Annotated in this window: 14 protein-coding genes; 1 reads left to right on the top strand and 13 read right to left on the bottom strand. The window is 72.4% G+C overall.

Translation table 11 applies throughout. The features are described from left to right. Positions 1–14: 14 nt before the first annotated feature. The 11 genes from ACQZOG_RS21790 to ACQZOG_RS21740 all read right to left on the bottom strand — a co-directional run bounded on the left by ACQZOG_RS21790 (position 15) and on the right by ACQZOG_RS21740 (position 7,625). On the bottom strand, positions 15–542 hold the full coding sequence (locus ACQZOG_RS21790) for an NUDIX hydrolase (RefSeq protein ID WP_193469321.1): 528 nt from the start codon (positions 540–542) through the stop codon (positions 15–17). After that, on the bottom strand, positions 532–1,305 hold the full coding sequence (gene lepB / locus ACQZOG_RS21785; RefSeq protein WP_193469323.1) for a signal peptidase I: 774 nt from the start codon (positions 1,303–1,305) through the stop codon (positions 532–534). The genes ACQZOG_RS21790 and lepB (ACQZOG_RS21785) overlap by 11 nt, the downstream gene beginning before the upstream one ends. An 82-nt stretch (positions 1,306–1,387) precedes the next feature. Then, a complete protein-coding gene (gene lepB / locus ACQZOG_RS21780; RefSeq protein WP_033275918.1) occupies positions 1,388–2,356 on the bottom strand; it encodes a signal peptidase I in 969 nt (322 codons plus the stop codon). Further along, the gene (lepB, locus tag ACQZOG_RS21775; protein WP_033275917.1) at positions 2,244–3,344 is read right to left on the bottom strand and encodes a signal peptidase I; all 1,101 of its coding nucleotides are present in this window, start codon (positions 3,342–3,344) and stop codon (positions 2,244–2,246) included. The genes lepB (ACQZOG_RS21780) and lepB (ACQZOG_RS21775) overlap by 113 nt, the downstream gene beginning before the upstream one ends. Then, positions 3,337–4,080, bottom strand: a complete 744-nt coding sequence (lepB, locus tag ACQZOG_RS21770; RefSeq protein ID WP_033275916.1) for a signal peptidase I — start codon at positions 4,078–4,080, stop codon at positions 3,337–3,339. Before lepB (ACQZOG_RS21770) ends, lepB (ACQZOG_RS21775) begins: the two co-directional genes overlap by 8 nt. A gap of 45 nt (positions 4,081–4,125) precedes the next feature. Further along, positions 4,126–4,476 (bottom strand): 50S ribosomal protein L19, encoded by a 351-nt coding sequence (rplS, locus tag ACQZOG_RS21765; RefSeq protein WP_033275915.1) that lies wholly within the window; start codon positions 4,474–4,476, stop codon positions 4,126–4,128. Positions 4,477–4,606: 130 nt separating this feature from the next. Further along, positions 4,607–5,440 carry a tRNA (guanosine(37)-N1)-methyltransferase TrmD gene (gene trmD, locus ACQZOG_RS21760; protein WP_193456568.1) on the bottom strand — a complete coding sequence of 278 codons (834 nt, stop codon included), beginning with the start codon at positions 5,438–5,440 and terminating at the stop codon, positions 4,607–4,609. After that, positions 5,437–6,000 carry a ribosome maturation factor RimM gene (gene rimM / locus ACQZOG_RS21755; protein WP_037641815.1) on the bottom strand — a complete coding sequence of 188 codons (564 nt, stop codon included), beginning with the start codon at positions 5,998–6,000 and terminating at the stop codon, positions 5,437–5,439. Before rimM ends, trmD begins: the two co-directional genes overlap by 4 nt. Before the next feature lie 83 nt (positions 6,001–6,083). After that, positions 6,084–6,323 (bottom strand): RNA-binding protein, encoded by a 240-nt coding sequence (locus ACQZOG_RS21750; RefSeq protein WP_003973401.1) that lies wholly within the window; start codon positions 6,321–6,323, stop codon positions 6,084–6,086. Positions 6,324–6,325: 2 nt separating this feature from the next. Further along, on the bottom strand, positions 6,326–6,745 hold the full coding sequence (gene rpsP, locus ACQZOG_RS21745; protein ID WP_024887956.1) for a 30S ribosomal protein S16: 420 nt from the start codon (positions 6,743–6,745) through the stop codon (positions 6,326–6,328). Positions 6,746–7,028: 283 nt separating this feature from the next. Continuing rightward, on the bottom strand, positions 7,029–7,625 hold the full coding sequence (locus tag ACQZOG_RS21740; protein WP_033275912.1) for a hypothetical protein: 597 nt from the start codon (positions 7,623–7,625) through the stop codon (positions 7,029–7,031). Positions 7,626–8,213: 588 nt separating this feature from the next. On the opposite strand from ACQZOG_RS21740, the gene ACQZOG_RS21735 reads away from it, so the two are divergent. Further along, positions 8,214–9,068 carry a methyltransferase domain-containing protein gene (locus ACQZOG_RS21735; protein ID WP_033275911.1) on the top strand — a complete coding sequence of 285 codons (855 nt, stop codon included), beginning with the start codon at positions 8,214–8,216 and terminating at the stop codon, positions 9,066–9,068. Positions 9,069–9,169: 101 nt separating this feature from the next. Here ACQZOG_RS21735 and ffh read toward each other — a convergent pair whose 3' ends face one another. Together ffh and ACQZOG_RS21725 are read right to left on the bottom strand one after the other, a co-directional pair. Next, positions 9,170–10,720 carry a signal recognition particle protein gene (gene ffh, locus ACQZOG_RS21730; protein WP_033275910.1) on the bottom strand — a complete coding sequence of 517 codons (1,551 nt, stop codon included), beginning with the start codon at positions 10,718–10,720 and terminating at the stop codon, positions 9,170–9,172. A gap of 147 nt (positions 10,721–10,867) precedes the next feature. Then, positions 10,868–13,348 (bottom strand): [protein-PII] uridylyltransferase, encoded by a 2,481-nt coding sequence (locus ACQZOG_RS21725; RefSeq protein ID WP_387759651.1) that lies wholly within the window; start codon positions 13,346–13,348, stop codon positions 10,868–10,870. Positions 13,349–13,386: the final 38 nt, after the last annotated feature.

Here is a 13,386-nt window from a genome sequence, read left to right as displayed (position 1 = left end):
GCCAGTCCCGCAAGTCACCGGACGATTTCGGTGTCCAGGGTGACGGGCGCGGCCGGGGGCCCTTCGTCGAGCAGTGTCCGCAGCAGTCCGGCGAGCTTGGTCGGGTACACCGTCTCACGGGCGTGGGACAGTTCCGGGCAGGTCCACCAGCGGGCGCCGGCGACACTGCGCCGTTCCAGCTCGGTCAGGGCGGTCGCCGCGGTGGCCGTCTGCGTCGTACGGGCCAGGTAGTACCACTCGTCCTGGTCCCACTGGCGGCCCGCGAACGGGAAGGAGCAGCGCCGCCGCCACAGCACGGGGCCGAGTTCGACGTCGGTGATGCCGGTCTCCTCGGCGAGTTCCCTGAGGGCGGCCTGTTCACGGGTCTCGTCGCCCTCCACGCCGCCGCCGGGCGTGAACCACCAGTCGGTGCCGGGGTCGTCCGGTTCGTGGCCGTGGAGCAGCAGGATGCGGTCCCGCGGGTCGAGCAGGACCACCCGGGCGACCCTGCGCAGCCCGCCCGTGTACGTGTCCGGTGCGGCCGGCGCCGGCTCAGCGGCCACCGGTGCTCCCCGCGGCGCGCCGGGCCCGGGAGGCGGCCGCGCGCTTGGCCAGCGGCCCGTAGGCGGCTCCCGCCAGCACCAGCACCGCCCCGCCGACCACCGCGGCGAGCACGCCCGGCAGCGGTCCCGGCGTGGAGAGCGGACCGAGGGCCTGGAAGCCGGCGGGCTTGGCGAGCATGCCGTCCATCGGCCAGACGACGGCGTCGACGCGCGCCTGGACGGCGTCGCGGGCGACGGTGCCGCTGGCGGCGTCGGTCAGATGGGCCGTGGAGTCGACCGACCCGGAGCGCTCGTCGCCGAGCAGGAACAGGCGTCCCTTCGGCACGGTCACCTCGGGGAAGACGGACGACCGCGCGATCGGGTCGTCGGGGAGGTACGGCTCGTCGATCTCCTTGCCGTTGACCGTGAGCTTGCCGTCCTCGCAGCAGGAGACGGTGTCTCCGCCGACGGCGACGACCCGCTTCACCATGGGGGCGTTCGACCAGGTGGCGTCCCGGAAGACGACGACGTCGCCGCGGCGGACCTCTCCGCCGTCTATGCGCTCCGCCAGCACCCGCTCGCCGGCGTCGATCGTCGGGGCCATCGAGGTGGTCGGCACGGTGTAGGGCCGGTAGACCACCGCTCCCCAGGCGAACCCGCCGAGGAACAGCACCAGCCCGAGCGCGACGGCCACGTTGGACAGCACCTGCCCGGTCCGGCCGCTCCGTGCCGTGCCGGAACCGCCGCTGCCCGGGACCGTACGCGTCGTGCTCTGACCACTCATGGGCGGCACCCTACCCGGCGGTACCCGGGCGGGTCAGCCCTCCCCGCGCCTCCCCTTCCCGAGAGGGCGCGGGTCCCGGCCGTCAGGCGCGACGGCGCCGCCACAGCACGAACGGCACCGCGCCGGCCAGCGCGAGCGCGGGAGGCGCGACCGTCAGGGCCGCCGCGTCCTGCGCCTGGGTGTTCAGCCCGGGCTGGTCGAAGGTGTCCGGGACGGGCAGGTTGGTCCAGCGGTTGATCGGCCAGGCGATGACCACGGCGCGGCCGACGACCTTGTCGACGGGGACGAAGCCCTGGTTCTTGTCGGCCGTGTTGTAGCGGGAGTCCCGCGAGTTCTGCCGGTGGTCGCCCATGACCCAGATGTGGCCCTCGGGAACCTTGACCTTGAACTGGCCGCCCTGGTCGTCCTGGCTGCAGGGGGTGTTGCCCGGGTAGACGTAGGGCTCGTTGAGCGCCTTGCCGTTGACCGTCAGCGGGCCGGTGCCCTTGCACTCGACCGTGTCGCCGCCGACGCCGATGACCCGCTTGATCAGGTCCTTCTCCTCCGCGGACGGCATCAGGCCGATGAAGCTGAGAGCCTTCTGCAGCGCGTTGGGGTCGGGGGTCGGCTCGCCCGCCAGCCAGTTGTCGGGGTCGTGGAAGACGACGACCTCGCCGCGCTCGGGCTCGGAGCCGAACCACGGGGTCAGTTTGTCGACCAGGACCCGGTCTCCCCGCTGGAGGGTGTTCTGCATCGAGTCGGAGGGGATCGAGAACGCCTGGACGAGGAACGTCTTGATCAGCAGCGCCAGGACGAGGGCGATGCCGATGAGGATCGGCAGTTCCTTCCAGAAGGAGCGCTGCTGCTTCTTCTGCCGGCCGTGCTCGGGGCCGTCCGGTCCCTGACCGTCGGTCCGCGTCCCGTCCTCGTTCACTCCGCCGTCCTCGACCGCACGCCCGTCATCTCCGGAGAACGCGGCGTGGCCCGCGTCCGGGTCGCCCGGTCCCGCGGAGCGTCCGCGGGGCTCCTCGCCTCCCTGACCGGACCGTGCGCCAACCGCCACATCCCCCACGCCGACTCCTCACTCTCTGCCGCTGCCCGCGCCATGCCCGGCGCAGGCCCACCACTCCCATAACGAGCGGGAGTTCCGCAGGGCTCGGGAGCTGGACAATCTCTTCACGTTGGCCGGGATCGTCCGGGGCAACCCTATGCGACGGCGAGGCCCCGGCGATCGACCCGGGCGCCGAGTCGGACACGGAGGCGTAGGTCGTCGGCTCGTCGAGCGTGTTCCAGTGGCCGAGGGGCCAGGCGATGACCATGGCGCGGCCCACCACCTCGTCCTCGGAGACGGTGCCGCCGTAGTCGGTGTCCTGGTGGAAACGGGAGTCCGCGGAGTTGGCGCGGTGGTCGCCCATCACCCACAGGCGGCCCTCCGGCACGGTGACGTCGAAGGGCGTCAGCGAGGGAGCGTTGCCGGGGTAGAGGTAGTCCTCGTTCAGCGGGACGCCGTTGACGGTGACGCGGCCCTGGGTGTCGCAGCACTGGACGCGGTCGCCGCCGACGCCGACGACCCGCTTGATCAGGTCCTTCTCGTTCTCCGACGGCAGCAGACCGATGAAGGTGAGGCCCTCCTTGATCTGCTTGATGCCGACGGGGTCCTCCTTCTTCACCGTGGTCCGCTCGTCCTGGAGCCAGCCGCCGGGGTCCTTGAACACGACGACGTCACCGCGCTGCGGCTTGGACCCGAACCAGGGGGTGAGCTTGTCGACGAGGACGCGGTCGCCGATCTGGATCGTCTGCTCCATGGAGCCGGACGGGATGACGAACGCCTGCACGAGGAACGTCTTCAGCACCAGCGCGATCAGGACGGCGACGCCGATGAGGAGCGGGATCTCCTTGACGGCGCTGCGCCTGCGGCGCCGCTTGACCTTGCGCTGGAGCTTGCGCCGCTCGGCGCGGGTGCGGCCGGAGCCCGGGGCGACGGCCCTGCGGGACCCGGTGGGCAGCAGGTTCTCGGCGGCGCTCTCCGGCACGCCGCGGGGCTTGCCGCGGTTACCCATGGCCGCCTCCCGCCGGAGCCGCCGCGTGCGCGGATGCCTCCCCCGCCGGCACCTTCGCGTACGCGTCCGTCGGCTCCAGGCGGCCGGCGCGGCCGAACGGCCACACGACGCCCTCCGCGCGCCCGACGACCTTGTCCACCGGCACCATCCCGCCACCGGGCGAGCCGAGACGGTCACGCGAGTCGCTGGAGCTGCCGCGGTGGTCCCCGAGGACGAACAGCCGTCCCTCGGGCACGACCACGTCGAACCGCACCGTGGAGGGGCTGTCGCCGGGGAACAGGAAGCCCGACTCGTCGACCGACCGGCCGTTCACCCGGATCCTCCCCTCCCCGTCGCAGCAGACGACATGGTCCCCGCCCACCCCGACGACCCGTTTGATGTAGTCGGCGTCACCGAAATACCCGGTGCCGTCGAACACAATCACGTCGCCACGGGCGGGCCCGTCGCCGAAGGTGTACGCCAACTTGTTTACGAGAACGCGGTCCCCGACCCTCAATCCCTTCTCCATCGATCCGCTCGGGATCTCGAAGGGCCGCGCCACGAACGTGTTGACCGCCAGCAGGAACAGCAGGCAGAGCAGCAGGGTCAGGGTGATCCGCCCGCCGGGCAACCCGTCCGTGAAGCGCGAGACCAACGCGGAACGCGACCGCCCCTCCGGTCCCGGCGCGTCCGAGGAGTCCTCGGGGTCCGGGGGGAGGGAGCGGTCGCGCTCCGTCGGCTGTGCTTCGGTGTCCATCGGGGCCAGATGCTATCCGGCCGCGATATGACGCCGGTAAAGCGCTCAGTTCTCGCGCTTCTCCTTGATCTTCGCGGCCTTGCCGCGGAGGTCACGGAGGTAGTACAGCTTGGCGCGGCGGACGTCACCCTTGGTGACGAGCTCGATCTTCTCCACGATCGGGGTGTGCACCGGGAAGGTGCGCTCGACGCCGACGGAGAAGGAGACCTTGCGGACCGTGAAGGTCTCGCGCACGCCGGAACCCTGGCGGCGGATCACCACGCCCTTGAACTGCTGCACACGGGAGCGGTTGCCCTCGATGACGCGCACGTGGACGTTGACGGTGTCGCCGGGACGGAAGTCCGGGACGTCGCTGCGGAGCGACGCGGTGTCGACGGAGTCGAGCAGGTGAGACATCGTGTCTGCTTTCTTCGCTGATGCCGCAGGTCATCAACGGCACTAGGTAACGGATCGGGCTGTGCGGTGCGGGGCGGGCGTCGTGTCCCCCTGCGGCAGGGGCGCTCGCCTGACGGCGCACAACAGCGGCCTATTCTTCCACGCCGCCGGTCCTGCGCCAAAATCGGCCGTACGGTTCCCCGTCGGGGTCCGGCTCCCAGCCGAGGATGGACAGCATCTCGCGGTCCTTCTTGTCGAAGGCCTCGGGGTCGCAGCGCTCGATGAGGTCGGGGCGGTGCGCGGTGGTCCGCCGCAGCGCCTCGTCCCGCCGCCAGCGGGCGATCTTCCCGTGGTGGCCGCTGAGCAGCACCTCCGGGATCTCCCGGCCGCGCCAGACCGGCGGCTTGGTGTGGACGGGGCCCTCCAGCAGGTTGGCCATGGCGCCGGGCGCGAAGGAGTCGTCGCGGTGCGACTCGGCGTTGCCGAGGACGCCCGGGAGCAGCCGCGCCACCGCCTCGGTGATCACCAGGACCGCGGCCTCGCCGCCGGCCAGAACGTAGTCGCCGATGGACACCTCGTACACCGGCATGCGGGTGGCGTACTCGTCGACGACGCGGCGGTCGATGCCCTCGTAGCGGGCCGGGGTGAAGATCAGCCAGGGCCGCTCGGAGAGGTGGACGGCGAGTTCCTGGGTGAAGGGGCGGCCGCTCGGGGTGGGGACGATCAGCACGGGCTCGTGCGCGCCCTGCTCGTAGCCGTCCGCCAGGACGGAGTCCAGCGCGTCCCCCCAGGGCTCGGTCTTCATGACCATGCCGGGACCGCCGCCGTACGGGGTGTCGTCGACGGTGTTGTGCCGGTCGTACGTCCAGTCGCGCAGGTCGTGGACGTGCACGCCGAGCTGTCCGCGGGCGCGTGCCTTGCCGACGAGCGAGACGTTCAGCGGGTCGAGGTACTCGGGGAAGATCGTGACGACGTCGAGCCTCATCGGGCGTCGTCCCCGGACTCCGCCGCGTCACGGGACGAGGCGACCTCGGCACGGTCGTCGATCAGTCCGGGCGGCGGGGTGATCACCGCGCGCTGCTCCTCGAGGTCGATCTCGGCGACGATCTCCTCGACGAACGGCACGAAGACCTCGGTGCCGTCCGGGCGCTCCACGACGAAGAGGTCCTGGGTGGGCAGGTGGGAGATCTCGGTGATCCGGCCGACCTCCTCGCCGTCCTCGGTGACGACGTCCAGGTCGATCAGCTGGTGGTCGTAGTACTCGTCCTCGCCCTCGGGCAGTTCCTCGGGGTCGACGTCGGCGATCAGCAGGGTGTTGCGCAGCGCCTCGGCGCCGGTGCGGTCGTGGACGCCCTCGAAGCGCAGCAGCAGACGGCCGCTGTGCACCCGGCCGGTCGCGATGGTCAGCGGCCCCGCGGAAGCGGGGTCGGTGGCCAGGACGGCGCCGGGCCCGAGCCTCAGCTCCGGCTCGTCGGTACGGACCTCGACGGTGACCTCGCCCTTGATGCCGTGGGCGCGGCCGATACGAGCGACTACCAGCTGCACTGTGTTCGTTCTCCTGTCATACGACTGCGGGCCGGGGACGGCCCAGTGGCCCTCCCCGGCCCGAGCCGGTGCTGCTTACGGCGTCAGCGGACGTGGTCCACGTCGACGAGGTCGACGCGGACACCGCGGCCGCCGATGGCGCCCACGACGGTGCGCAGCGCGCGTGCGGTGCGGCCGTTGCGGCCGATCACCTTGCCGAGGTCGTCCGGGTGGACCCGGACCTCGAGCACGCGACCGCGGCGCAGGTTGCGCGAGGCGACCTGCACATCGTCAGGGTTGTCGACGATGCCCTTCACGAGGTGCTCGAGAGCCTCCTCGAGCATGCTCAGGCCTCGGTCGACGCGGACTCGGCGGACGCCTCGTCCTTCTTCTCAGCCTTCTTCTTCTGGGTGATGGCCTCACCCTTGCCCTCGTCGTCGCCGCCGATCGCCTCGAAGGACGGACGGGCGGCCTTCTCGGGCTGCTGCAGCAGGGGCGCCGGGGCGGGCTCGCCCTTGAACTTCTGCCAGTCGCCGGTCTTCTTCAGGATGGCGAGCACGGGCTCGGTCGGCTGGGCGCCGACGGAGAGCCAGTACGCCACGCGGTCGCCGTCGACCTCGATCACCGACGGGTTGTACGTCGGGTGGTACTTGCCGATCTCCTCGATGGCCCGGCCGTCACGGCGGGTGCGGGAGTCGGCGACGACGATGCGGTAGTGAGGCGAACGGATCTTGCCCAGACGCTTCAGCTTGATCTTGACTGCCACGGGAGTGGGTTCTCCTGGATTTGACGTGGTTGGGCACGGCGAGAGAGCCGCGTGGGGTTGCGGTACCCGAGTGCCCGATGGACGCGTCAGCCGGAGGAGAGAGGGGTCCTGTGCGGCTGTCGAGTACAGCTAGCCATTGTGCCACACCCCGAGGGACCGGACGGCCGCGGGGTGAGGGCACGTGGGCACGACGAAGCAGCACCCGGCGCGTGCTGCATTTCGCGTCGGGTGCGCCCGGTGGCCGGCGGGGCCGAGGCCCCGGCACCCACGAGGTGCCGGGGCCTCAGCTCGCCGCGACGACTTCCGGAATGCGGAACGGCTTTCCGCAGCCGCCGCAGACGATGGGCGCCTGCGCCAGCACGGACGGGACGACGCGCACGTTGCGGCCGCAGTCGCAGACCGCCTTCACGCGCACCCCGCCGCCGGACGAGCCGTGCCGCGCGGCCGGACCGCGGAAGCTGCGGGCGGTGTCGCCCGCCGTCGCCGCGGTGTGGGCCTTGAGGGCACGCTGGAGCCGCTCCGTCGTCGGGCGATAGCGGCGCTTCGCCTCGGGGGTGAGCGTGACCAGCGAGAAGCCGCTGCTCGGGTGCGGCTCCTCGGGGTGGTCCAGGCCCAGCTCCTCGGCGATGGCCAGGAACCTGCGGTTGTGGTACCGCCCGGCTCGGGACGTGTCGCGCACGCCGCGCGCGGCGGCGATGCCGTGGACTGCCTCGTGCAGCAGTCGCTCGAAGGAGAGTTCGTGCCCGCACGCGGACGACGACTCCCCGATCAGGGACTCGGGCGCGGCAAGATCGGGCAGTTCGGGGTGGTACCGCTGAATGTCGGCCCACGCCTGTGCCAGCTCTGCGGCGAGAACAGGTGGTGTCTGTGTCGTGCTCACGTAATGACAACGAGCCTGGGTGCCTCTGTGTTCCGATTCCGGGGCATCCCAAATAATTTGCACGTACCCGTCAGTTGCCACTCATGCGTCCTGACGAACACGGGTGCGCTGATCTGCGGAGAAGCCTCGCAGCTCACCGCAAGGTGGTGCGTAGGCTGACGTACGCCCCCGCGTGTATCCGGTCTGCACGCGCCGGTGCGCGTGCGCCCCACGGACGCGCAAGGGCCCTTTCGGACGCCCTCGCGGCGGAAGGCTGCGTCCGGTTCACCCGGAACGCCGTGACGGCAGAACCTACCGGGTCCGCCCCCGCCCCCGCGAACCGGCCCTCCCCCGGCCCCCGGCTCCCCCGCCGCCGGTGGCCGGAACCGTTCCCGCGCCCCTCCCCGCCGTGACGGTCCGGGCGGCCCCCGATTACCGGAATGTGAATTCTTGCCACTGGCACGAGCAACTACCCAACGGCCGCCCCCTTCCACTGGACGACACGTCGAGGGCGGAGTTACCTGGCATACGGGGGGTGTGCGGGCGCACCGCACGGGGGCCAGGAAAACGGGCACGGCGGCAACTCTCGGCTGATTGGGGCGCTTTCCTATGACACCTACGCTCGTGCGGCAGCACCCGTCACGCACGGGGGCGGCCCCGCGCGTGGACCTGCGGGCACGCGCGCGTGACTGGTCCGAGATCCAGGAGCGGATGCTCGTACCGCTCTACGAAGCGGTGTACGAGCGACTCGACGTGGGCCCGGCGACCCGGCTGCTGGGCCTCGGCTGCGGCTCAGGACTGGCCCTGCTGATGGCGGCCTCCCGCGGCGCGGCGATCACCGGCGTGGACACCTCGTCCGACCGGCTCGCCCTCGCCCGGGAACGGCTGCTGCCGGACGAGCGGGACACCCCCCTGCGGACGTCCACCCGGATCGTGCGGGGCTCCCCCGCCGAGGCGGCCCCCGCGGACGCCGCCGGGTACACCGTGGTGACCGCCTTCGAACCGATCGGGTGCCTCGCCGGCGACGCGGAGGGACTGGGCGAGCTGCTCGCCGAGGCGCTCCCGCTGGCCGGACACGGGGCGGCCGTGGTGCTGGCCGGCTGGGGCCCGCCCGAGCGCTGCACCACCTCGACGGTGCTGCGGGTCGCCGCCAAGCTGGCGGAACCGCTGCGCGGCGCGGACGCCTGGCGGCCCACCGAGCGCGACGACCTGGAGCGGGTCGCCGAGCGCGCGGGACTCCGGCCCGACGGCTCGGGACGGGTGGCCTGCCCCTTCGGCTACGCGGACACCGACAGCGCCGTACGGGGTCTGACGTCGACGGGTCTGTTCGACCCGGCGATCACCGCCACCGACCAGGTGCAGGTCGACAAGGAACTGACCGAGGCCCTTCACCCGTACCAGCGCGCGGACGGCACCGTCTGGATGCCGAACGTGTTCCGGTACCTCGTCGCGCGCGTGCCCTGACGCGCACGGCACGGGCACGGCACGCGGAACGGCACGCGGAACGCCGCAGGGGCGCCTCCTCACGACGAGGAGAGCGCCCCTGCGGCGTTCGTGCGCGGGCCTCAGCCCATGAACTTCTTGAACTCGTCGGGCAGCTCGAAGTCCTTGCCGCCCTGCTGCGGCAGACCGAAGGCGCCTCCGCCCTCGGCCGCCGCCGCGCGCCGCGCGGCCTCCTCCTGCTCCTGCTGCTTGCGCTTCATCGGGTTGCCGGAGCGCTGCTTGCCCTTGGCCTGCTTCTGCTTCTTCTTCGTACGGCCGGGACCGCCGCCCATGCCCGGCATCCCGGGCATCCCCGGCATGCCGCCGCCCTGCGCCATGCGGGACATCATCTTGCGCGCCTCGAAGAACCGCTCGACCAGGTTCTTCACCGCGCTGACCTCGACGCCGGAACCCTTGGCGATACGGGCGCGGCGCGAGCCGTTGATGATCGCCGGGTCCTGGCGCTCACCGGGCGTCATCGACTTGATGATCGCGGCGGTGCGGTCGACGTCCCGCTCGTCCAGGTTGTTGATCTGGTCCTTGATCTGGCCCATGCCCGGGAGCATGCCGAGCAGCTTGGAGATGGAGCCCATCTTGCGGACCTGCTCCATCTGGGCGAGGAAGTCGTCCAGGGTGAAGTCCTGGCCCTTCTTCGACGCCAGCTTGGAGGCCATCCGCTCGGCCTCTTCCTGGCTGAACGTCTTCTCCGCCTGCTCGATCAGGGTGAGCAGGTCACCCATGTCGAGGATGCGGGAGGCCATCCGGTCCGGGTGGAAGGCGTCGAACTCGTCGAGCTTCTCACCGTTGGACGCGAACATGATCGGCTTGCCGGTGACCTGCCGGATCGACAGGGCGGCACCACCACGGGCGTCGCCGTCGAGCTTGGACAGCACCACGCCGTCGAAGCCGACGCCGTCGCGGAAGGCCTCCGCGGTGTTGACCGCGTCCTGGCCGATCATCGCGTCGACGACGAAGAGGATCTCGTCGGGCGAGACCGCGTCACGGATGTCCGCGGCCTGCTGCATCAGCTCCTGGTCGATGCCCAGGCGGCCGGCGGTGTCCACGATCACGATGTCGTGCACCTTGGCGCGGGCGTGGTCGATGGAGTCCTTGGCGACCTTCACCGGGTCGCCGACGCCGTTGCCCGGCTCGGGCGCGTAGACGGCGACGCCCGCCCGCTCGGCGACGACGCTGAGCTGGTTGACGGCGTTGGGGCGCTGGAGGTCGGCGGCGACGAGCAGCGGGGAGTGGCCCTGGTCCTTGAGCCACTTGCCGAGCTTGCCCGCGAGGGTGGTCTTACCAGCACCCTGCAGACCCGCGAGCATGATCACGGTCGGCGGCTGCTTGGCGAAGCGGAGGCGGCGGGTCTCGCCGCCGAGGATCTGGACGAGCTCGTCATTGACGATCTTGAGAACCTGCTGGGCAGGGTTCAGCGCCTTGGAGACCTCCGCGCCGAGCGCACGCTCCTTGACGTTCTTGATGAACGAGCGGACGACGGGCAGGGCCACGTCGGCCTCGAGGAGGGCGATGCGGATCTCACGCGCCGTGGCGTCGATGTCCGCCTCGGACAACCTGCCTTTGCCGCGGAGGTTTTTGAAAGTCGCGCTGAGGCGGTCGGAGAGGGTATCGAACACGGTGGCGTCGGTCCTCGAGGTCGGGAGCGGAACTGGGCTGCCCTCCAGGGTATCCGGCCCCGCAAGCAAATCGCCCCCGCCCGCCGCGGCCGGTGGCCGGGGGCGGGGCCCCGTGCCGCACACGCCTCCGCGCGGCACGGGACGGGGTCACACCCGCAGGGCCTCCTCCAGTTTCCGTGCCACGGCCACCGCCTCCTCGCCCGGCAAGGGCACGCCCTGCTCCTGCGTCACGTAGAAGACGTCCACCGCGTTCGCCCCCAGCGTGCTCACGTGCGCGCTCCGCACGCGTACCGCCGTGTCCTCCAGCGCCCGCCCGATGCGGAACAGCAGCCCGGGGGCGTCCTGTGCGCGGACCTCGATGACCGTGGCGTGCCGGGACGCGGCCGGGGCGACCGTCACGCGCGGGGGCGGGGCGACCACCCCGCGGCGCCTCGGGTACGCGGCGTCCCGTTCGGCGAGGCGGCCGGAGATGTCCAGGCTGCCGTCCAGGGCACGGACCAGGTCGGCGCGGAGCCGGGCGGCCTGCGGGAGCGAGCCGTACTCGGCGGCGACCCGCCAGTCCAGCAGCAGCACGGAGCCGTCGACGCCGTCCGGGAGATGCAGCGAGCGCAGTTCGGCCGTGCGCACGGTCAGCCGGTGCATGGCGAGCACACCGGCCACCGCGGGCAGCACGCCCGCCTGGTCGGGCACGGCGATCAGCAGCTCCACGCCGAGCGGTTCCGGGTCGTCGGAGGGCTCGGCGGGCGGCTCGGTCTGCGCCCGCAGGGACAGCACGGGCGCGCCGGTGGCGACGGCCTCCAGGGCGAGCCGTTCGTGCTGCGCGGTGGGCGCGGCCTCCTCCGGGTCGGGCGGTGCCTGGCCCGCGAGCACGGCGGCGACCCGTTTGACCAGGTCGGCGACCAGTGAGGCGCGCCAGGAGGACCAGGCCGCCGGTCCGGTGGCGAGGGCGTCCGCCTCGGTGAGGGCGTGCAGCAGCTCCAGCGTGCCCGGGGATCCGACGGCCTCGGCGACGGAGCGCACGGTGGCGGGGTCGTCGAGGTCGCGCCGGGTGGCGGTCTCGACGAGCAGCAGGTGGTGGCGTACGAGGGTGGCGATCACGGTGACGTCGTCGGCGTCGAAGCCGAGGCGGGCGGCCACGTCCCGGGCGATGACCTCGCCGGCCACCGAGTGGTCGCCGGGCCAGCCCTTGCCGATGTCGTGCAGCAGGGCGGCGATGAGCAGCAGGTCGGGGCGGCTGACCCGGCGGGTGAACGCGGAGGCGCGCACGGCGGTCTCGATGAGGTGCCGGTCGACGGTCCACAGGTGCACGGCGTTGCGCTGCGGGCGGCAGCGCACCCGGTCCCAGTCGGGGAGCAGCAGGCTGATCAAGCCCTCGGCCTCCAGCGCCTCCCACACGTCGACGGTGGGCCGGCCGGAGCCGAGCAGGGTGAGGAGCTGCTGGCGGGCCTCGGCGGGCCAGGGCGAGGGGAGGGCGCGGGCGCCGGCGGCCATGCGTCGTACGGCGTGCAGGTTGAGGGGGAGGCCGGCCTGGGCGGCGGCGGCCGCGGCGCGGAGCGGGAGCACGGGGTCGCGGTCGGGGCGCGCGGCGCGGGCGAGCACCACTTCGCCGTCCTGCTCCACGACCCCTTCGGCGAGCGGGGACCGCTCGGGCGCGGGCTTCCCTCCGCCCAGCGCCCTCCCGTCGCCCGCCACCGCCCTTCTGATGAAGTCGCTTCGCTCCCTTGCCAGTTTGCGCAGCCGCGGGCGCACGGAGCGGGAGCGCAGGACGCGGCCGACCTCGCGCCAGGTGACGTCGCCGGCGTAGGCGACGACCCGGGCGGCCTCGTAGACCTGGCGGAGCAGGACGTCGGCGTCGAGCAGGCCGAGTTCGGCGGCGACCTGGTCCTGTTCCTGGAGGGCGAGGCGGTCGGTGGCGCGTCCGGTGGCCAGGTGCAGGGCGTCGCGTACGTCGAGGAGGCGGCCGCGGGCCTCGGCGAGTCCTTCGCGGGGGGCGTCGGCGAGCCAGGAGGCGGCCACCGCGCGCAGGGCGGTGGCGTCGCGCAGTCCACCGCGGGCCTCCTTGAGGTCCGGTTCAAGGAGGTACTGCAGTTCGCCCTGGCGTGCGGCGCGCTCCTCGCACAGCTCCCGCAGTGCGGGCAGCCGCTTGGGGGCCTGGTTGCGCCAGTCGGCGAGGACGGTCGTGCGCAGGGCGGTGGTGAGACCGAGGTCGCCCGCGATGTGCCGGGCGTCCAGCAGGCCGAGCTGGACCTTGAGATCCTCCCCCGCCGTCCTGCGGGCCTCCGCGGGCGTGCGGACGGAGTGGTCGAGGTCGAGGCCGAGGTCCCACACCGGGTACCAGAGGCGGTCGGCGAGCTTCGAGACGGTCTCGGGGTCGCTGCCGTCGTGGAGCAGCAGCAGGTCGAGGTCGCTGCGCGGGGAGAGTTCCGCGCGTCCGTAGCCGCCGACGGCGACGAGGGACACCCCGCGCGCCCCGGGGGCGCCGGCCGCGAAGAGGCCGGCGAGCCATGCGTCGGTGAGGCCGGCGAGCGCGGAACGGCGCGGCGGCCCGGACCGCGCCTTCTCGTTGAGAAGGCGCAGCCGGGCCGCCGCGTAGCCGCCGGGTCCCGAGTCCTCTGCCTGGTGGTGCATGTCCGTCCTCGTCACCCGGCGACTCCTGTTCGGTCGGT

The organism is Streptomyces sp. P13-3-3 (genome assembly GCF_050571355.1).
Classification (GTDB): Bacteria; Actinomycetota; Actinomycetes; order Streptomycetales; family Streptomycetaceae; genus Streptomyces; species Streptomyces althioticus.
The sequence above is the reverse complement of the archived record's forward strand: the minus strand, read 5'-3'. Positions and strand labels throughout refer to the sequence as shown.